The sequence below is a fragment of the Paenibacillus lignilyticus genome, from assembly GCF_017942085.1.
Lineage (GTDB): Bacteria > Bacillota > Bacilli > Paenibacillales > Paenibacillaceae > Paenibacillus_Z > Paenibacillus_Z lignilyticus.
In genome coordinates this window covers 93,701-110,785 of the sequence record NZ_JAGKSP010000006.1, presented here as the reverse complement: position 1 = coordinate 110,785, position 17,085 = coordinate 93,701, and the positions used below count along the sequence as shown (strand labels likewise).

The following is a 17,085-nucleotide window of genomic DNA, read 5'->3' as shown; positions in this document are numbered from 1 at the left end:
TGCCGGTTTCGCTCGGTTCGCCATGTGCGGATCCCTAGAAACCCTTCCGTTTAATGCAACATATTACCAGCCGTTTCCGGGGTTGGCAAGACATTTTTACGGAAGCTTGCTTATCGTGTTATGCGGGATGAAGGAGGTCCTCCATCATGGTGATTAAGCGCAATCTCACTTGCTGCAGTCGTGAGGCAAAACATTCCATGCTATGATCATCACTGCCTTGGGAGCGAAGCAGGGCCGTGCTCATCAACCCATAAGCCTCATCCAATTGCGTGATTTCCTCGCTTCTGGTCAAGTTCCGATCGTAAATGCGCACACGATAAAGCAAATCCTCTGTTGATCTGAGCAGCCTTTCATACATCGTATTCATAAGTGGCTTCCTCGCAATCTCTTATTTGGTATAAGCTAGTCTATGACGTGTGTAAGCTAAATATAACCTGATTAAGAGAAGGATGAAACATTTCGGAGCAATTGTTAATAAAAAAAAAATAATCCGGAGCAGCTGCTCCGGACTTCAATCCCAAATTCTTATACGCCAAAAGCTTGCGGATTCTCACGCCATGACTGCAGCAGCGCGATATCGCTCTGCTGTACAATCCCTTGCTCGGCCGCCACTTCGATCAGTGCCGAATAGTTCGACAATGTCGCAAGCGGGATGCCTTCCTCAGCGAATGCCGCGATCGCGTTCGGGAATTGATAGGTGAAGATGGCTACAACGCCTTGCACCTCGCAGCCTGCTTCACGCACGGCTACCGCTGCTTTCAAGGAGCTGCCGCCGGTTGAGATCAAATCCTCGATCAAGACAACCTTCTGCCCGGGCTTGAAGTGGCCTTCGATTTGATTCGTCTTGCCATGGCCCTTCGCTTTGTCTCGCACATAGAGCATTGGCAGGTTCAGCTTCTGCGCAACCCATGCCGCATGCGGGATGCCGCCTGTCGCGATACCCGCAACAGCTTCGCAATCCGGGAATCGCTCGCGGATAACCGTTGCAAAGCCTTCCGCGATCAGCTCGCGAATTTCCGGGTACGACATCGTAAGGCGGTTATCGCAATAGATCGGTGATTTCATTCCGCTTGTCCATGTAAACGGCTCATTCGGGCGAAGAGCAACGGCGTTAATTTGCAGCAATCCTTTTGCAATCTCGCGTGGTAGTTGTTCCAATACAGGTGTAGTCAATCAGATCAGCTCCTCAATGATGGATTCCAGCGCCAGTCTTGGGCTCGCGGCAGCTGTGATGGGTCTTCCGATAACCATATAATCGGTTCCTTGCTGAAGCGCCTCGCGCGGCGTCATAATGCGGGATTGGTCATTCGGATCCGCTCCTGCCGGACGAATTCCCGGTGTAATGGTGCGGAAATCGGCTCCGCAAGCCGCTTTGATCCGTTGTACTTCCTGCGGTGATGCCACTACGCCGCCCAATCCGGCTTGTTTAGCCAGCTGCGCGTAACGAACGACGGCTTCTTCTACTGAACCGTTGATTCCGATCTCTTCGTTCAGGACTTGCTTGCTGGTGCTTGTCAATTGCGTTACGGCAATAACGAGAGGTCGCGCCAATGCGACATCACTCGCAAGTGCCTGCTCCACGCCTTCAAGCGCCGCTTTCATCATATCGACGCCGCCTGCCGCATGGACATTGAACATATCGACGCCAAGCTTCGTAATGCTGTTCGCGCCGCCTTTGACCGTGTTCGGAATATCATGCATTTTCAAATCCAGGAATACTTTATAGCCGCGTTCCTTCAATCCGATCACAAAGCCCGGGCTAGCCGCATAGAACAGCTGCATGCCGACTTTCATGTAACATGGAATTCCTTCCAAGCTATTGACAAGCGCTTCTGCGGCTGCGGCATCCGGATAATCCAGTGCAACCATAATGCGGCCAGCCGCTTCTTCTCTGCTAAGTTTCATCTTCAGACAGCCCCTTTTCCCAGGTCTATACAGGCATGGCGAAAGCCTGCTTGAAGGCAGGCTTTCGCGGCCAATTACGGCCATGCTATTGGTTATTTCTGTGCCAGTACCGGCATTGGACGCGAGGAGAAGTTGATGGTCTCCAGCATGTTAAGCAGCGCACGAACGGTGTCGAGCGATGTCATACATACGACGCCATTCTCAACCGCTTCGCGGCGAATCCGGAAGCCGTCGCGCTCAGGTGTTTTACCCTTCGTCAAGGTGTTCACCACGAAGTGTGCTTTACCGTCGCGGATCAGATCCAAGATGTTCGGCGAGCCTTCGCTCAGCTTATTTACCGTTTGTACGCGCAATCCCGCTTCTTCAAGCGCCGTTGCAGTGCCGCCCGTTGCGACGATGTTGTAGCCCAGCTCGTAGAAGCCGCGCAGAATTTCGATCGCTTCCGGTTTGTCTTTATCCGCAACCGTTGCAATGATGGAGCCTGTTGGCGGGATGCGCATTCCTGCGCCGACCAAACCTTTGTACAGAGCTTTCGCGTATTGCTGATCGCGGCCCATAACTTCACCGGTCGATTTCATTTCCGGCGTCAATGTCGGGTCAACGCGGCGCAGTTTCGCGAAGGAGAAGACCGGAACTTTAACCGATACATAATCATCTTCCGGCCATAGACCCGTCTCGTAACCAAGATCCGCAAGCTTCTCGCCTAAGATCGCCTTAGTTGCCAGGTTCGCCATCGGAATGTTTGTTACCTTGCTTAGGAACGGAACCGTACGCGAGGAGCGCGGATTTACTTCGATTACATATACTTCGTCTTGGAAGATAACGAATTGGATGTTAACCAATCCGATTACGTTCAAGCCTTTAGCGATTTTGACCGTAATGTCGACCATCTTCTGCTGCAATTCAGTCGAAATGGATTGCGGCGGGTACACAGCGATCGAGTCGCCGGAGTGAACCCCTGCGCGCTCGACATGCTCCATGATCCCTGGGATCAGAACCGTTTCGCCATCGCAGATCGCATCAACCTCAGCTTCTTTACCCAGCATGTAACGGTCGATCAGTACCGGATGCTCCGGATTGATTTTAACCGCCTGCACCATGTAAGTGAGCAGCTCTTCGTCAGAATATACGATTTCCATGGCACGTCCGCCCAGGACGTACGACGGACGAACAAGCACCGGATAACCCAGGCCCTGCGCAGTCTCAACCGCTTCATCAACGGAAATGACTGTTTTGCCTTTCGGTTGTTTAATGTTCAGTTCATTCAGCAGCACTTCGAATTTCTTGCGATCCTCGGCGGCATCGATGCTCTCCAGGCTGGAGCCCAAGATACGAACGCCTGCTTTAGTCAGTGGCGCAGCAAGGTTAATCGCCGTTTGACCACCGAATTGTACGATAACTCCAATCGGCTTCTCTTGCTCGATGACGTTCATGACGTCTTCGAAGAAGAGCGGCTCGAAGTACAGTCGGTCAGAGGTGCTGAAGTCGGTCGATACCGTTTCCGGGTTGTTGTTGATGATAACCGCTTCATAGCCGGCTTTCTGAATCGCCCATACCGCATGTACCGTCGAGTAATCGAACTCGATACCTTGGCCGATCCGGATCGGGCCGGAACCTAGAACGAGTACTTTCTCTTTAGCCGATTCCGTTACTTCGTTCTCAACTTCATAAGTCGAGTAGTAGTAAGGGGTTGTTGCTTCGAACTCAGCCGCACAAGTATCAACCATTTTGTAAACAGGTTTGATCCCTTGTTCAAGGCGGTGTTGACGCAGTTCCAGCTCGTTTGTAAAGGTTGTATGGTTGCCTTCGCGACGGATCTCTGCGATGGAGCGGTCAGAGAAACCTTTGCGTTTGGCCGCGTACAGCTGCTCGTTCGTCAGTACGGTTGCACTGCGAAGTTCAGCTTCGAATGCGACGATGCTTTCGATTTTATCCAGGAACCACCAGTCGATTTTCGTCAAATCTTGAATGTCCTGCAGCTTGTAGCCGCGGCGGAATGCTTCCGCTACGAGGAACATCCGCTCGTCATCGGGCTTCGCCAGACGATTGCGCAGCACATCATCCTGCAGCTCATGCGCGTCTTTCAGGTGGATACGGTGCGTGCCGATTTCCAGGGAACGAACCGCTTTATGAATGGACTCTTCGAACGTACGGCCGATCGCCATCACTTCGCCTGTCGCTTTCATTTGCGTGCCCAGTTTACGGTTTGCCGAAATAAATTTATCGAACGGCCAGCGCGGGATTTTGGATACGATGTAATCCAGCGTTGGCTCGAAGCATGCATAGGTTTGGCCTGTTACCGGGTTGACGATTTCGTCAAGCGTGTAGCCGATCGCGATCTTGGCTGCCATCTTCGCGATCGGGTAACCTGTCGCTTTGGACGCAAGTGCCGAAGAGCGGCTTACGCGCGGATTTACTTCGATGACATAGTATTGGTAGCTGAACGGATCCAATGCGAACTGTACGTTACAGCCGCCTTCGATGCTCAGTGCGCGGATGATCTTCAGCGACGCAGAGCGCAGCATTTGATATTCGCGGTCGGACAATGTTTGGCTAGGCGCTACGACGATGGAATCGCCTGTATGGACGCCAACCGGATCAAAGTTCTCCATGTTACACACGACGATACAGTTATCGTTCGCATCGCGCATCACTTCATACTCGACTTCTTTCATGCCTGCGATCGATTTCTCGATCAAGCACTGGCCGATTGGGCTGTAACGGATACCGGATGCAACCGTTTCAAGCAACTCTTCTTCGCTCGCGCAAATACCGCCGCCTGTCCCTCCCAGCGTGTAGGCCGGACGAACGATGATTGGGTAGCCGATCTCGTTAGCAAAATCCAACGCTTCCTGCACGGTTGTTACAATTACGCTCTCAGGTACCGGCTGCTCCAGCTCGCGCATCAGATCGCGGAATAGATCACGGTCTTCCGCTTTCTCGATTGCCGTAAGCTGTGTACCAAGCAGCTGAACGTTCTCGCGTTCCAAGACGCCGGCGCGTGCCAGCTCGACTGCCATGTTAAGCCCCGTTTGGCCGCCAAGTGTCGGCAGCAAACCGTCCGGACGTTCTTGACGGATAATTTGGGTTACGAAATCAAGTGTGATTGGCTCGATGTATACTTTATCAGCCATGTTCGTATCGGTCATGATTGTAGCCGGATTGCTGTTGATCAGAACAACCTCATAGCCTTCTTCTTTAAGCGCTTGGCAAGCCTGCGTGCCTGCATAGTCGAACTCTGCAGCTTGCCCGATGACGATTGGACCGGAACCGATAACGAGAATTTTTTTCAGCTTATTATTTCTGGGCATATTGCAGCTCTCCTCTCAATGATGCCGCCAATTGTGCTTGACGAGGTTTTTGCGGGTTGTTTCTTTTATGGGCACGAATCATCTCTAGGAATTGATCGAACAGGTAGCTGGAATCGTAAGGTCCAGGTGCCGCTTCCGGATGGTATTGAACCGAGAAGGCCGGGAATTCGTTGTGCTTCAAGCCTTCGATCGTTTTGTCGTTATTGTTGATATGCGTCACTTCAAGCTTCGTTCCGGCTACGGAATCTTCAAGAACCGTGTAACCATGGTTCTGCGAAGTGATGTAGCAGCGGCTTGTCGCCAGTTCTTTAACCGGATGGTTACCGCCGCGGTGACCGAACTTCAGCTTTGCTGTATCGGCGCCGCAAGCAAGCGCGAACAATTGGTGGCCCAGGCAGATCCCGAAGATCGGATATTCGCCAAGCAGCTCTTGAATCATAGTAACAGCGTGCGGAACATCCTTCGGATCCCCAGGACCGTTCGACAATTGAATGCCGTCCGGGTTCAGGCGGCGGATTTGCTCTGCTGTCGTATCGTGAGGAACCACGACTACATCGCAGCCGCGCTTCGTAAGCTCGCGCAGGATACCGCTCTTCGCGCCGTAGTCGACCAGTACGATACGCTCGCGCTCGCCCGGGCTGGAGAAGATGCTCTTCGTCGAAGTGCGGGCTACTTGGTCGCGCATCAGCGGTGTCAGGGATAGACGCTCGGCAAGCTCTTCAATACGCTCATTGCCTGTTGTCAGCATCCCTTTCATTGTGCCGTAGTGGCGCAGCTTACGAGTCAGCATCCGTGTATCGATGTCGCTGATTCCGATGATGCCGTATTCCTTCAGCAAACGGTCTAGCGTGTATTCCGCTCTCCAGTTGCTTGGCACCGGCTCATGGCGGCGAACGACGAAACCGTGAATGTAGGGACGTACCGCTTCGAAATCGTCGCGCGTAATGCCGTAGTTCCCGATCAAAGGATAGGTCATGGTTACGATCTGTCCGCAGTAGGACGGATCGGAAAGCACCTCTTGGTAACCTGTAATCCCTGTATTAAAAACAACCTCGCCGGCGGATTGTCCCTCAGCGCCAAAGCCGAGTCCTGTAAACAGCGTGCCGTCTTCCAACAACAATCTTGCTTGCATCCGTATCACTCCTAGTTATCAAGTTGCTTACTATTCTTGCAGCTCTGTCCAAACGACATTTCCATCTACGATTGTTGCTACCGGCCAGCCGGACAACTTCCAGCCGCCAAACGGTGTATTTCTACCCTTCGAAGCGAAGCTCTCTGGGTTAACCTCACGTTCGTTCTCGATATCGACAATGGTCAGATCAGCAGGCGCGCCTGCTTCCAGAATACCGCTGCGAAGTCCGAAGACGCGCGCCGGGTCCGATGTCATCCGTTTCAGGAGGAAGCCAAGCGACCATTTGCCTGTTTTCACGAATTTCGTATACATAAGCGGGAATGCCGTTTCGAAGCCGACGATGCCGAAAGGCGCCAGCATCATGCCGCGTGCCTTCTCTTCCGCACTGTGCGGCGCGTGGTCCGTTACGATCATGTCCAGCGTGCCATCTTCAAGACCTTCGATAACCGCTTGTACGTCGCGCGGTGTGCGCAGCGGCGGATTCATTTTCCAATTGGCATCCATGCTTGGAATGTCCTCATCGGAGAGAATCAAGTGATGCGGACAAACCTCGGCGGTTACTTTAATGCCGATTTGTTTAGCCATTCTGATCAGGCGAACCGACTGCTCCGTGCTCACGTGGCAGACATGATAGTGAACCCCTGTAGCTTCTGCCAGTAAAATATCGCGACCAACGTGGATCGCTTCGGACTCGTTCGGAATCCCTTTAAGTCCGTTCGCTGCTGCGAACTTGCCTTCCGTTACGGCTGCTCCAACTACGAGCGAATCGTCTTCGCAGTGCGCGATAACCGGCATGTTCATCGATGCAGCCAGGTTCATCGCATCTTTCATCATTTGCGCGTTCTGTACGCCGACGCCGTCATCGGTAAACCCGATTGCGCCTGCTTCTTTGAGCGCTGCGAAGTCTGTCAGCTCGCGGCCAAGCTCGTTCTTCGTAATGGCTGCATAAGGCAGCACATTAACGATTCCTGCGCTCTTAGCCTTATCCAGTATGTAGCGCACGGTCTCCGGCGTATCCGTTACGGGACGAGTGTTCGGCATGCATGCGATCGTGGTGAAACCGCCTCTTGCCGCGGAGCGTGTACCGCTTGCGATATCCTCTTTATATTCAAAGCCCGGCTCGCGCAGATGCACATGCATGTCGATAAAACCTGCGGAGATTAGCTTTCCTTGTGCATCAATAATATCGTGTCCGGTAGTATCCGGCTCACCGGAAGCCGCATCGGCAATCGCAGCGATCAGTCCATTCTCAATTCGAACGTGCTTTCGTGCTGTCTCACCTGTCTGTTCGTCCCAAACGAGTCCGTTTATAATCCATAGTGCCATGATCGTTTTCTCCTTTCGGCTTCCACTGTTAGTTAGGCTAGTGCTCGTTCGATGACCGCCATCCGTATCGGAACGCCATTGGCCATTTGCGGGAAAATGCGTGATTGCGGATGTTCAACGAGCGCATCATCGATTTCAACGTCGCGATTAATGGGTGCAGGGTGCATGATGATGGTGTGCGGCGCTAATGTCGCCGCTCTTTCTTCCGTCAAACCGAATTGCTCCCGGTATGATTCCGCTGAACTTAGAATGCCGCTTTCGTGACGTTCCAGCTGAACCCTCAGCATCATAACGACATCGGAGCGAAGCGCTTCTGCCATCGATACGTAAGGGACATCAAGCTCTGCTGCCTTCATCGTCTCAGGCGCGCAGAAGCGGACGTTGACCCCGAACTTCTGCAGTGCGTACAAATTGGAGCGTGCAACCCGGCTATGCTGGACATCTCCGATAATCGATACCGTTAATCCTTTGAGCTCGCCGAACTGTTTACGCATTGTATATAGGTCGAGCAGCGCCTGTGTCGGATGCTCGTTATTTCCATCGCCTGCGTTGATTAAAGGCACTTTAATTTTCTGTGCCAGCTCGGCGAGCACGCCGATCGGCTTAAGGCGGATAACGCCCGCATCGATTCCCATGGATTCAAGCGTGCGCACCGTATCGTAAATCGATTCGCCCTTCTGTACGCTTGAGACCGCGGCGGAGAAGTTTAGCACTTCGGTACCGAGTCGTTTCTCGGCAACCTCGAAGGAAAATCTCGTTCTTGTGCTGTTCTCAAAAAACATATTCGCTACAAACTTACCTTGCTGAACCGGCTCGACTTTGTTCGAGCTTGCCTCCCAATAAGCGGCGCGGTCCAAGATGGAGCTGATTTCTTCCTTACTTAGTTCCTTAAGTCCCAGCAAGCTTCGCTGCTTGACTAATGTTGCGGTCGTCATGATGAAAGCCTACCCCCTTAATGGATAATCGTCACTTGATCGTTCTCGTCGACTTCCTGGAGAAAAACCTCGATTTGCTCCTGTTTAGAGGTCGGTACGTTCTTCCCTACATAATCCGGTCTGATCGGCAGCTCGCGATGGCCTCGGTCTACCAGCACGGCTAGCTGTATCGATTGCGGTCTGCCGCAGTCCATCAACGCGTCCATGGCTGCCCGGATGGTTCTGCCTGTATAGAGCACATCATCGAATAAGATAACTCGTTTGTTCTTCATGCTCACCGAAGTCGCATTCCCTTGCGCGGCGCCTGAGCTGCCTGCTTCGCGGTCATCGCGGTATAAGGTGATATCGAGCTCTTGCACTTCGACCGGAAGTCCTTCAATTTCGTGAATCCGTTCTGCGATACGTTGTGCCAAGTAGATGCCGCGTGTTCGAATGCCAACGAGTACACAATTGTCGATTCCTTTGTTCTTTTCGACAATTTCATGGGCAATTCGAGTCAGAGCGCGGCGTATTGCCGTCTCATCCATAATGATTCGATGCTGCTCATCCATGCGCTTCTTCCGCCTCCTTGAGTCCATGCAAACATCGTTCGTTGCATGCTGCATATTCGGTCGAGTACATGCAACCCATTCATCGTTTTTCACAAAAAAAACTCCTTGCGGGTGCGCAAGGAGTTTCACGTTCATTAATTTCGCATCTAAGCCGTTAGACAAGCTCCACTTGCGCACGCAGCGCGAGTGGGAAGTTGTCCTGCTATAAGAAGCGAATAAACGATTCACGTTACCTTGCCAGCCTCTCTGGACTGAGTTAAAGGTACATATTGTTTATCAAAAGAATTATCCCACGTTCGACAAAAGCTGTCAAGGTTCTTTTGCTCCGTATTCGGATTAATATGCGATCGTATGTATACTTCTCTATAAAGAAAAAACTTACGCATCGTCCGAGGACGCCTGCGTAAGTTTCTTTGTTACAGACTAAGCTTAGTAATCCGCTCTACGGCTTTCTCCGTATTCTCGCGGCTGCCAAATGCTGTCAAGCGGAAGTAACCTTGACCGCTTTGACCGAAGCCCACACCCGGCGTACCTACGATATTCGCTTCCGACAGGAGCTTATCGAAGAACGCCCATGAGTCAAGACCTTTCGGAGTCTTAAGCCAGATGTAAGGCGCGTTAACGCCGCCGAACACTTCAAGACCAAGCGATGCCAGACCTTCGCGGATAATGCCCGCATTCGTCATGTAGTAGTCAATGATCGCGCCGATTTGCTCTTTGCCTTCCGGCGTGTAGATGGCAGCGGCACCGCGTTGTGTCACATAAGAAACGCCGTTGAACTTCGTTGTATGGCGGCGATTCCACAGATCGTTAACGAGCAATACGTTGCCGTCTGCGTCTTTCGCTTTCAGCTCGCGCGGAACAACGGTATAGGCACAACGAACACCCGTGAAACCGGCTGTCTTCGAGAAGCTGCGGAATTCGATCGCTACTTCTTTGGCGCCTTCAATTTCATAGATGCTGCGCGGAACGTCAGCTTCTTGAATGAATGCCTCGTAAGCCGAATCATACAAGATGATGCAGTCGTTCGCTTTTGCGAAGTCAACCCAGCGCTTCAGCTCTTCCTTCGACAGTGTCATCCCTGTCGGATTGTTCGGGTAGCACAAGTAGATCAAGTCCACTTTGCGCTCCGGCAGGCTTGGCGTGAAGTTGTTCGACGCGTCGCATTTCAGATAGACGATGTTCTCGTATTGGTTCGTTTCTTTGTTGAACTTGCCGGAACGGCCCGCCATAACGTTCGTGTCCACGTATACAGGGTATACCGGATCTTGAACCGCGATAACAGCGTCTTGGCTGAAGATCTCTTGAATGTTACCTACATCGCACTTGGAACCGTCGCTGACGAAAACCTCGTTCGTCGCGATGTCGATGCCGCGCGCTTTATAGTCATTGTTGATGATATCGTTAATGAGGAAGTCGTACCCCTGCTCCGGACCATAGCCGCGGAATGAACCCGGATTAGCCAGCTCATCAACTGCAGCGTGCATCGCTTTCGTTACCGCATCCGGCAGACCACGTGTCACGTCGCCGATTCCGAGGCTGATAATTTGGGCATTTGGATTGTTTTGAATAAATGTAGTACGGCGCTTTGCGATTTCGGAGAACAGGTAGCTCCCTTGCAGCTGCGTATAGTTGTGATTGATTTGAGTCATCGATCCATCTCACCTTTCATTGTCACTGCTTACAGTTTGTTATCATCATAGCGCAACGTAAGCCTTGAACCACATAAAGAAATTAGTGAAAAGTTTGTACTATTACACAACTAGCGCTGACGCAAAATCATCAGCTCATGTTCCATATCAGGCGGAATCGGCGCCGAAAACTCCAAGTATTCCCCCGTGCGAGGATGATCGAAACCAAGAACCGCCGCGTGCAGCGCCTGACCTTTAAGACCAATCGTCTTATTCCGTCCATAGATCGGATCGCCTGCGAGCGGGTGTCCGATGTATTTCATATGCACGCGGATCTGGTGCGTCCGTCCCGTCTCCAGCTTCAGCTCGAGCAACGTGAAATCGCCAAGACGCTCCGCCACTTGGAAATGCGTAACGGCTTCTTTACTGCCGCGCTGTGTAACGATGAACACCTTCCGATCCTGAGGATCTCTCCCGATCGGGGCATCAACCGTTCCATGCTCATGCGGCATCGTCCCGTGCACGAGGGCAAGGTATTTTCTGGTCACCGTATGAGCTTTAAGCTGTGCAGCCAGCGAAGCATGCGCCAGATCGTTCTTCGCGGCCATGATCAGGCCGGAAGTATCCTTATCGATCCGGTGCACAATGCCGGGGCGAAGCACGCCGTTGATTCCTGAAAGATCTTTGCAGTGGTACATAAGCGCATTCACGACGGTACCTGAGTAATGGCCGGGCGCAGGGTGAACGACCATGCCGCGCGGTTTGTTGATCACAATAACATCGCTGTCTTCGTAGACCACATCAAGCGGAATGTTCTGCGGCTCAATGACGGCTTCTTCCGGTTCAGGAATAATAACCGTGACCACATCGGCCACGGCTAGTTTGTAATTCGCCTTCACTTGACGCTCATTGACCAGCACGGCGCCGAGTTTGATCCAATCCTGCACCATCGTGCGGGAGACCGAGCCTTCTTCAATGCTTTCGGTTACAAATTTATCAAGCCGTTCACCGGCATCCGCTTCAATCGCGGTAAAACTCATGGGCTCATCATTGAATAAACTGGTGCCCTTGTCCATTAGGTTCTTCTTGTCCATTTGATTTTGAATCTCCGTTCTCTCTCTTGGATGTCAGAATCGCATCCAGCAAAATCATACCTACACCGACACAGATACCGGTATCGGCAATGTTGAATATCGGGAACACATAGCTGCCAAACGTAAACTGCAGAAAATCAACAACCTCGCCATAGAGTGCACGCTCCAGGAAATTACCGAGCGCGCCGCCAAGTACGAGACCAAGACCTCCAAGAAGCAAGGCTTTACCGGAGTTGCGGTTCTTCATCATATACCAAACGATGCCTCCTACAACAACGAGCGTAATCAAAATAAACAGATAACGCTGCTCTTGCAGAATTCCAAACGCGGCACCTTTATTTCGAATGGATGTCAGAATAAAGAAATCGCCGAGCACATGCTTAGTTTCACCGATCGTAAGACTTTTCTCAACCCATTGTTTGGTAAAATAGTCAATTACGAATACAACAACCGCCAGCCAATAGTAATAATATTTCATCGCATATGCCCCCTTGTCCTCAACATTGTAGCATAGGAGGGCTCATACAGACTAGGACAATTTCCGTATGCCTTTGCCAATTCATCCATGAATACCCGCCTCTAAAACAGCGCCTTAGTTGGGAAACTAACGACAGAAAGTATGCCATCATGCCAATGTGAAGAGAGGGCACTCATCATGACGAACCTTACGAACACCCAGCTACGAAATTTACGCAGTCGCCTTGTCGTGGAGAAAGCTGCAATTGAGCAGCGGCTTGCGAGCAGCGAGCATTATGGATTCTCCGCATCCCTAAAGGATGAATCCGGCGATTTGTCATCGTATGATAACCATCCCGCGGATGCTGCTACAGAGACGTATGAGCGCGGCAAAGACCTCGCGCTCCATGAACAAGAGGAATTTCATCTTAGCCGCATCGATGCTGCATTAACCGCTATGGAAGATGGCAGCTATGGCACCTGTCGTACATGCGGAAGTAATATCCCGCTCGAAAGGCTGCAAGCACTGCCTGATTCGCTGTACTGTGTTGCGCATTCACCCAGACAAGACATTTCGGAGCACCGTCCGGTGGAAGAACAATTCCTTGCGCCCGGATTCGGCCGCTCGAGCATGGATGAGCACGAAGATGGATACAACGGCTTTGATGGCGAAGATGCCTGGCAGATTGTTGAAAGCTGGGGCAACTCCGACTCACCGGCCATGTCCGAGAATGCCAATGTTCGCTCTTACGATGAAATCGGCATCGAAGCTGACGAAGCTGACGGCTATGTGGAGCCGCTCGAAAGCTTCTTGGCAACTGACATTACGGGCAAACATGTCAGTGTAGTCCGCAATCGGGAATATTATAACTATATGGAGCATGAGGAAGGCGATCATATGCTCGAGGAGCAGTAGCGCCTAACCGTTAATAAGTCTTCCCTTCCAGCTGATGCTGTACGATGCGGACAATGTCTGCAATATAATCACCGATAATCGGCAAATTGAGCGCCCCCAGCAGCTGCAGCACATAGAGAATCGTAGCCGCAAAGAACGTAAAACCGATTGCGATTCCGACGCCTCGCGCTGTGCCGCCAAGCAAATTGCGCCACATCAGCGAGTACGGGCGATTGAGGAGCTGCACATAATCGGCGATTTGCGAACGTTCCATCTCGGAAGCTACCTTCTGCAGCCGTTTCTCCAGTGCATCCAGTGCGTGCCTTACACCGATTAAATCTTTATTCTCATCTGTCATGAAGGATCCCTCCCCAGGGCTTAAAGCAAACAAGAGCGACGCCCATGAAGCAGTTCGGAAGCGGCAAATATGCCGCTCGCCGTTCGTCTTCATGGGCGTTCGTGTTGTTTGCTGCTATGAGGTTACTATACCCTTACGACCGAAATTCCAATCTCTTTGTCTCCGAGAGAAACACGTTCCATATCCGCTTGGCTGCCATACTCCACGCTGCGCAGCAGAACGCTTTCGAACAGCACCGACTCGAAGGCTTGCAGTGCCGCAAGCAGCTCCGCATCGACATCCAGTACGAGATGAACGCGCATCTCGATCGGAAGATCAAGCTTCTTACGGGTATCCTGTACAGCGCGGATCACTTCCCGAACCAAACCTTCCTGCTCCAGCTCAGGCGTGATATCGGTATTGATGGCAACCGTTAAGTTGTAGCCCGATGCCGAAGCAAAACCGGATTTAGCTTGCTTCTCCACAAGCAGCTCATCCAGAGCGATCTCCAGCGACTCGCCGTCCGGTGACGCGAATGTGAGCACGCCTGCTTTCATTATCCCGCTCGTTTGCTCCGGAGTCAGCGACTTCAAGTAACCTTGGATCGGTCCGACATGTTTACCGTACTTTTTGCCGGCTACCTTGAGATTCAGCTTAAACGCAAAGTCAACGAAGCCGGTGTCGCCGCTCGCAATCGTGATCGACTTCACATTAATTTCATCCTTGATGATCGCTTCATAAGGGGTTAGGTCAAATTCGTTGTCAAGCGCTACGATAAGCTCCGATAGCGGCTGACGTGTTTTGATGCCCGTTTCATTGCGGACATTCCGGGCCAGCTCAACGATTTGTCTCGCTGTTTCCATATCGCGCTCCAGCGTTTCATCGATTGCCGCTTCATCGGCTTTCGGGTAATCCGCCAGATGCACGCTGCTGCCATCTCCGAGATTCGTATACACATCTTCGGCTACAAGTGGCGCAAACGGTGCGATGAGACGAGAAATCGTAAGCAGGACCGTACGCAATGTGCCATACGCATCCAGCTTGTCATCGGTCAGACCGCTGCCCCAGAAACGGTCGCGGGAACGGCGGATGTACCAATTGCTCATTTCATCGACAAAGGTTTCAATGCCTTTCGCAGCATTGAGGAAGTCATAGACAGATAGGCTCTTGTTCACTTGCGCAGTTAAGCTGTTCAAGCGGGAAACAATCCAGCGATCCAGCTTATTCGCGGATACGCGAGCCGGTTGCGCGGCAGGATCATAACCGTCGATCGATGCATAAAGCGCGAAGAAAGCATGCGTATTGACGATCGTATCGATCACTTTGGATTTAGCTTCGCCTACAATGCCACGCGAGAAGCGTTTGCTGTTCCACGGCGCGCTGTCAGCGAGCAGCGCCCAGCGGAATGCGTCCGTACCATATTCGTTGATGATTTCCCAAGGGTCGATAACATTCCCTTTGGATTTGGACATCTTCTGTCCGTTCTCATCCAGAATATGGCCGGTGGAAATAACCGCCTTGTACGGTGCTTTACCGTTATACAGCGTAGATACAGCCAGCAAGCTGAAGAACCAGCCGCGCGTTTGGTCAATGCCTTCGCAGATGATGTCCGCCGGATATTGCTCAGCGAAGATTTCTTGCTTCTCAAACGGCTGATGGTATTGCGCGAATGGCATCGAACCGCTGTCGAACCAAACGTCGACGACTTCGGAAGTCCGCGTCATGATACCGCCTTCGCAGTGCGGGCAGTGCAGCTTCACTTCATCTACGTACGGCTTATGAAGCTCAATGTCTTCCGAGATTGGCGTTGTGGAACGCGCAACCAGGTCCGCTCTGCTGCCCGGCGAATGCTGTCCGCCGCAGCTATCGCAAATCCACACATTAAGCGGTGTTCCCCAATAGCGGTTACGGCTGATATTCCAATCCACCAAGTCCTCGAGGAATTTACCGAAACGCCCTTCACGGATGTGGCCCGGGTACCATTCCACGCCTGCGTTGTTCGCGATCAACTGATCCTTCACCGCAGTCGTTTCGATAAACCAGCTGTCTGTCGCATAATAGATCAGCGGCGTTTTGCAGCGCCAGCAGAACGGATAGCTGTGCTCATAACGCTCTTTGGAGAAGAGCAAGCCGCGTTCGCTTAACATTTTGACAATGTCGACATCGCATTCTTTCACGAAACGACCGGCCAGATCCGTAACAACATCGATATAACGCCCCGCATTGTCGACCACGTTCAAGAAGCTGACGCCGTTCTGGCGAGCTGCCTTGTAGTCGTCTTCACCATGTGCAGGAGCAATGTGGACGATACCTGTACCGCTCGTATCGCTGACGAAGTCGCCCGGGATGACGAAGTGGCCATTCTCGATTTGTGCGTATTTGAATGGCGGCTCGTATTTCTTGCCGACCAGCTCGGCACCTTTTACAGTCGATTGGATAACGAAGTCGCCTTTCATTACGCTCTCGACAAGCGCTTCAGCGACGAAATAAACTTGACCGTCCTTCAGCACGCGCGCGTAATCCAAATTCGGATTAACGGCAAGCGCAACGTTCGCCGGCAGTGTCCAAGGTGTTGTCGTCCAAGCCAGCACGTACTCATCGGAGTCTGCAAGCTTGAATTTCACAGTAGCACTAAGGTCCTTAACATCCTCATACCCTTGCGCAACCTCATGCGAGCTTAGTGTGGTTTGGCAGCATGGGCAATAAGGGCTAACGCGGTGACCGCGGTACAGCAGTCCTTTGCCATGGATCGTCGATAAAATATTCCAAACACTCTCGATGTAGTTGTTGTTCAGCGTGATGTACGGATCGTCCATGTTGGTCCAATAGCCGATCGCTTCAGTCAATTCACGCCATTGACGCTCATATTCGAATACGCTGTTTTTGCACTTCGTGATGAAGGCTTCTACGCCGTATTTCTCGATTTCCTGTTTACCGGAGATGCCAAGCTGCTTCTCAACGCCAAGCTCAACCGGCAATCCATGCGTGTCCCAGCCTGCTTTACGAACGACGCGATAGCCATCCATCGTCTTGTAGCGGCAGATGAAGTCTTTGATTACGCGTCCCAGCACGTGACCGATATGCGGAGCTCCGTTCGCGGTCGGCGGTCCTTCATAGAAAACAAAATTCGGCTTGCCTTCCCGGTTTGTGATCGACTGCTTGAACGTCTCTTCTTCTCTCCACTTGGCCAGCACTCTAGAGTCCCGACTTCTTGCTTTCTCTTTGACATCGACGCGTTGCATATGCTCATACCCCTTTCGTTCTCCTGGAAAATAAAAAAAGCCCCGCCCCTGTAAAGGGACGAGACTATAGCTCGCGATACCACCCTTGTTCCAAGTACAGCTGCGTTCTTCATCACCGTTCTCTACCGGAGAATGGACGCGCCGCTATGCTTGGCACCTTCGTCACGGATGCATGCATCCGAGTTCCCAATAACGGTGGACTTCCGGAACTGCTTACTGCTTATGGCAGCCATAAGGTTAGGCAGTACTTCTCGGAGAGGATATTCCGCA

The 17,085-nt window shown here is 52.0% G+C and carries 14 protein-coding genes and 1 other annotated feature (1 of these 15 running past the window's edge); of the genes, 1 reads left to right on the top strand and 13 read right to left on the bottom strand.

What is annotated here, in order from left to right; genetic code table 11:
* Positions 1-118: 118 nt before the first annotated feature.
* From I8J30_RS16320 to lspA, 11 genes are all read right to left on the bottom strand, one after another.
* A complete protein-coding gene (locus tag I8J30_RS16320) occupies positions 119-367 on the bottom strand; it encodes a hypothetical protein (RefSeq protein ID WP_210659457.1) in 249 nt (82 codons plus the stop codon).
* Positions 368-525: 158 nt separating this feature from the next.
* A complete protein-coding gene (gene pyrE, locus I8J30_RS16315) occupies positions 526-1,173 on the bottom strand; it encodes an orotate phosphoribosyltransferase (RefSeq protein ID WP_210659455.1) in 648 nt (215 codons plus the stop codon).
* Positions 1,174-1,905, bottom strand: coding sequence for an orotidine-5'-phosphate decarboxylase (gene pyrF / locus I8J30_RS16310; protein WP_210659453.1), 732 nt, complete (start codon positions 1,903-1,905; stop codon positions 1,174-1,176).
* 92 nt (positions 1,906-1,997) lie between these two features.
* Positions 1,998-5,216 carry a carbamoyl-phosphate synthase large subunit gene (gene carB, locus I8J30_RS16305; RefSeq protein WP_210659451.1) on the bottom strand — a complete coding sequence of 1,073 codons (3,219 nt, stop codon included), beginning with the start codon at positions 5,214-5,216 and terminating at the stop codon, positions 1,998-2,000.
* On the bottom strand, positions 5,203-6,348 hold the full coding sequence (gene carA / locus I8J30_RS16300; protein WP_210659450.1) for a glutamine-hydrolyzing carbamoyl-phosphate synthase small subunit: 1,146 nt from the start codon (positions 6,346-6,348) through the stop codon (positions 5,203-5,205). Before carA ends, carB begins: the two co-directional genes overlap by 14 nt.
* Positions 6,349-6,378: 30 nt before the next feature.
* Positions 6,379-7,674 carry a dihydroorotase gene (locus I8J30_RS16295; protein WP_210659448.1) on the bottom strand — a complete coding sequence of 432 codons (1,296 nt, stop codon included), beginning with the start codon at positions 7,672-7,674 and terminating at the stop codon, positions 6,379-6,381.
* Between the two features lie 32 nt (positions 7,675-7,706).
* Positions 7,707-8,609, bottom strand: a complete 903-nt coding sequence (locus tag I8J30_RS16290) for an aspartate carbamoyltransferase catalytic subunit (protein ID WP_210659445.1) — start codon at positions 8,607-8,609, stop codon at positions 7,707-7,709.
* 17 nt (positions 8,610-8,626) lie between these two features.
* Positions 8,627-9,160, bottom strand: a complete 534-nt coding sequence (gene pyrR, locus I8J30_RS16285) for a bifunctional pyr operon transcriptional regulator/uracil phosphoribosyltransferase PyrR (RefSeq protein WP_210659443.1) — start codon at positions 9,158-9,160, stop codon at positions 8,627-8,629.
* A gap of 416 nt (positions 9,161-9,576) precedes the next feature.
* The gene (locus tag I8J30_RS16280; RefSeq protein ID WP_210659441.1) at positions 9,577-10,812 is read right to left on the bottom strand and encodes an LL-diaminopimelate aminotransferase; all 1,236 of its coding nucleotides are present in this window, start codon (positions 10,810-10,812) and stop codon (positions 9,577-9,579) included.
* Between the two features lie 110 nt (positions 10,813-10,922).
* A complete protein-coding gene (locus tag I8J30_RS16275; RefSeq protein WP_420831233.1) occupies positions 10,923-11,867 on the bottom strand; it encodes an RluA family pseudouridine synthase in 945 nt (314 codons plus the stop codon).
* Entirely contained in the window at positions 11,839-12,363 is a 525-nt protein-coding gene (gene lspA / locus I8J30_RS16270; protein ID WP_210659436.1) for a signal peptidase II, read from the bottom strand. Before lspA ends, I8J30_RS16275 begins: the two co-directional genes overlap by 29 nt.
* A 177-nt stretch (positions 12,364-12,540) precedes the next feature.
* Between lspA and I8J30_RS16265 the strand changes: the two genes are divergently transcribed.
* Positions 12,541-13,257 (top strand): TraR/DksA C4-type zinc finger protein, encoded by a 717-nt coding sequence (locus tag I8J30_RS16265; protein WP_210659434.1) that lies wholly within the window; start codon positions 12,541-12,543, stop codon positions 13,255-13,257.
* Between the two features lie 10 nt (positions 13,258-13,267).
* On the opposite strand, the gene I8J30_RS16260 is transcribed toward I8J30_RS16265, so the two are convergent.
* Complete coding sequence (locus tag I8J30_RS16260) at positions 13,268-13,594, bottom strand: DUF5665 domain-containing protein (RefSeq protein WP_210659432.1); 327 nt, start codon at positions 13,592-13,594, stop codon at positions 13,268-13,270.
* 125 nt (positions 13,595-13,719) lie between these two features.
* Positions 13,720-16,815 carry an isoleucine--tRNA ligase gene (gene ileS / locus I8J30_RS16255; RefSeq protein WP_210659430.1) on the bottom strand — a complete coding sequence of 1,032 codons (3,096 nt, stop codon included), beginning with the start codon at positions 16,813-16,815 and terminating at the stop codon, positions 13,720-13,722.
* A gap of 51 nt (positions 16,816-16,866) precedes the next feature.
* Positions 16,867-17,085, bottom strand: a binding site (T-box leader); it runs 82 nt beyond the window's last position.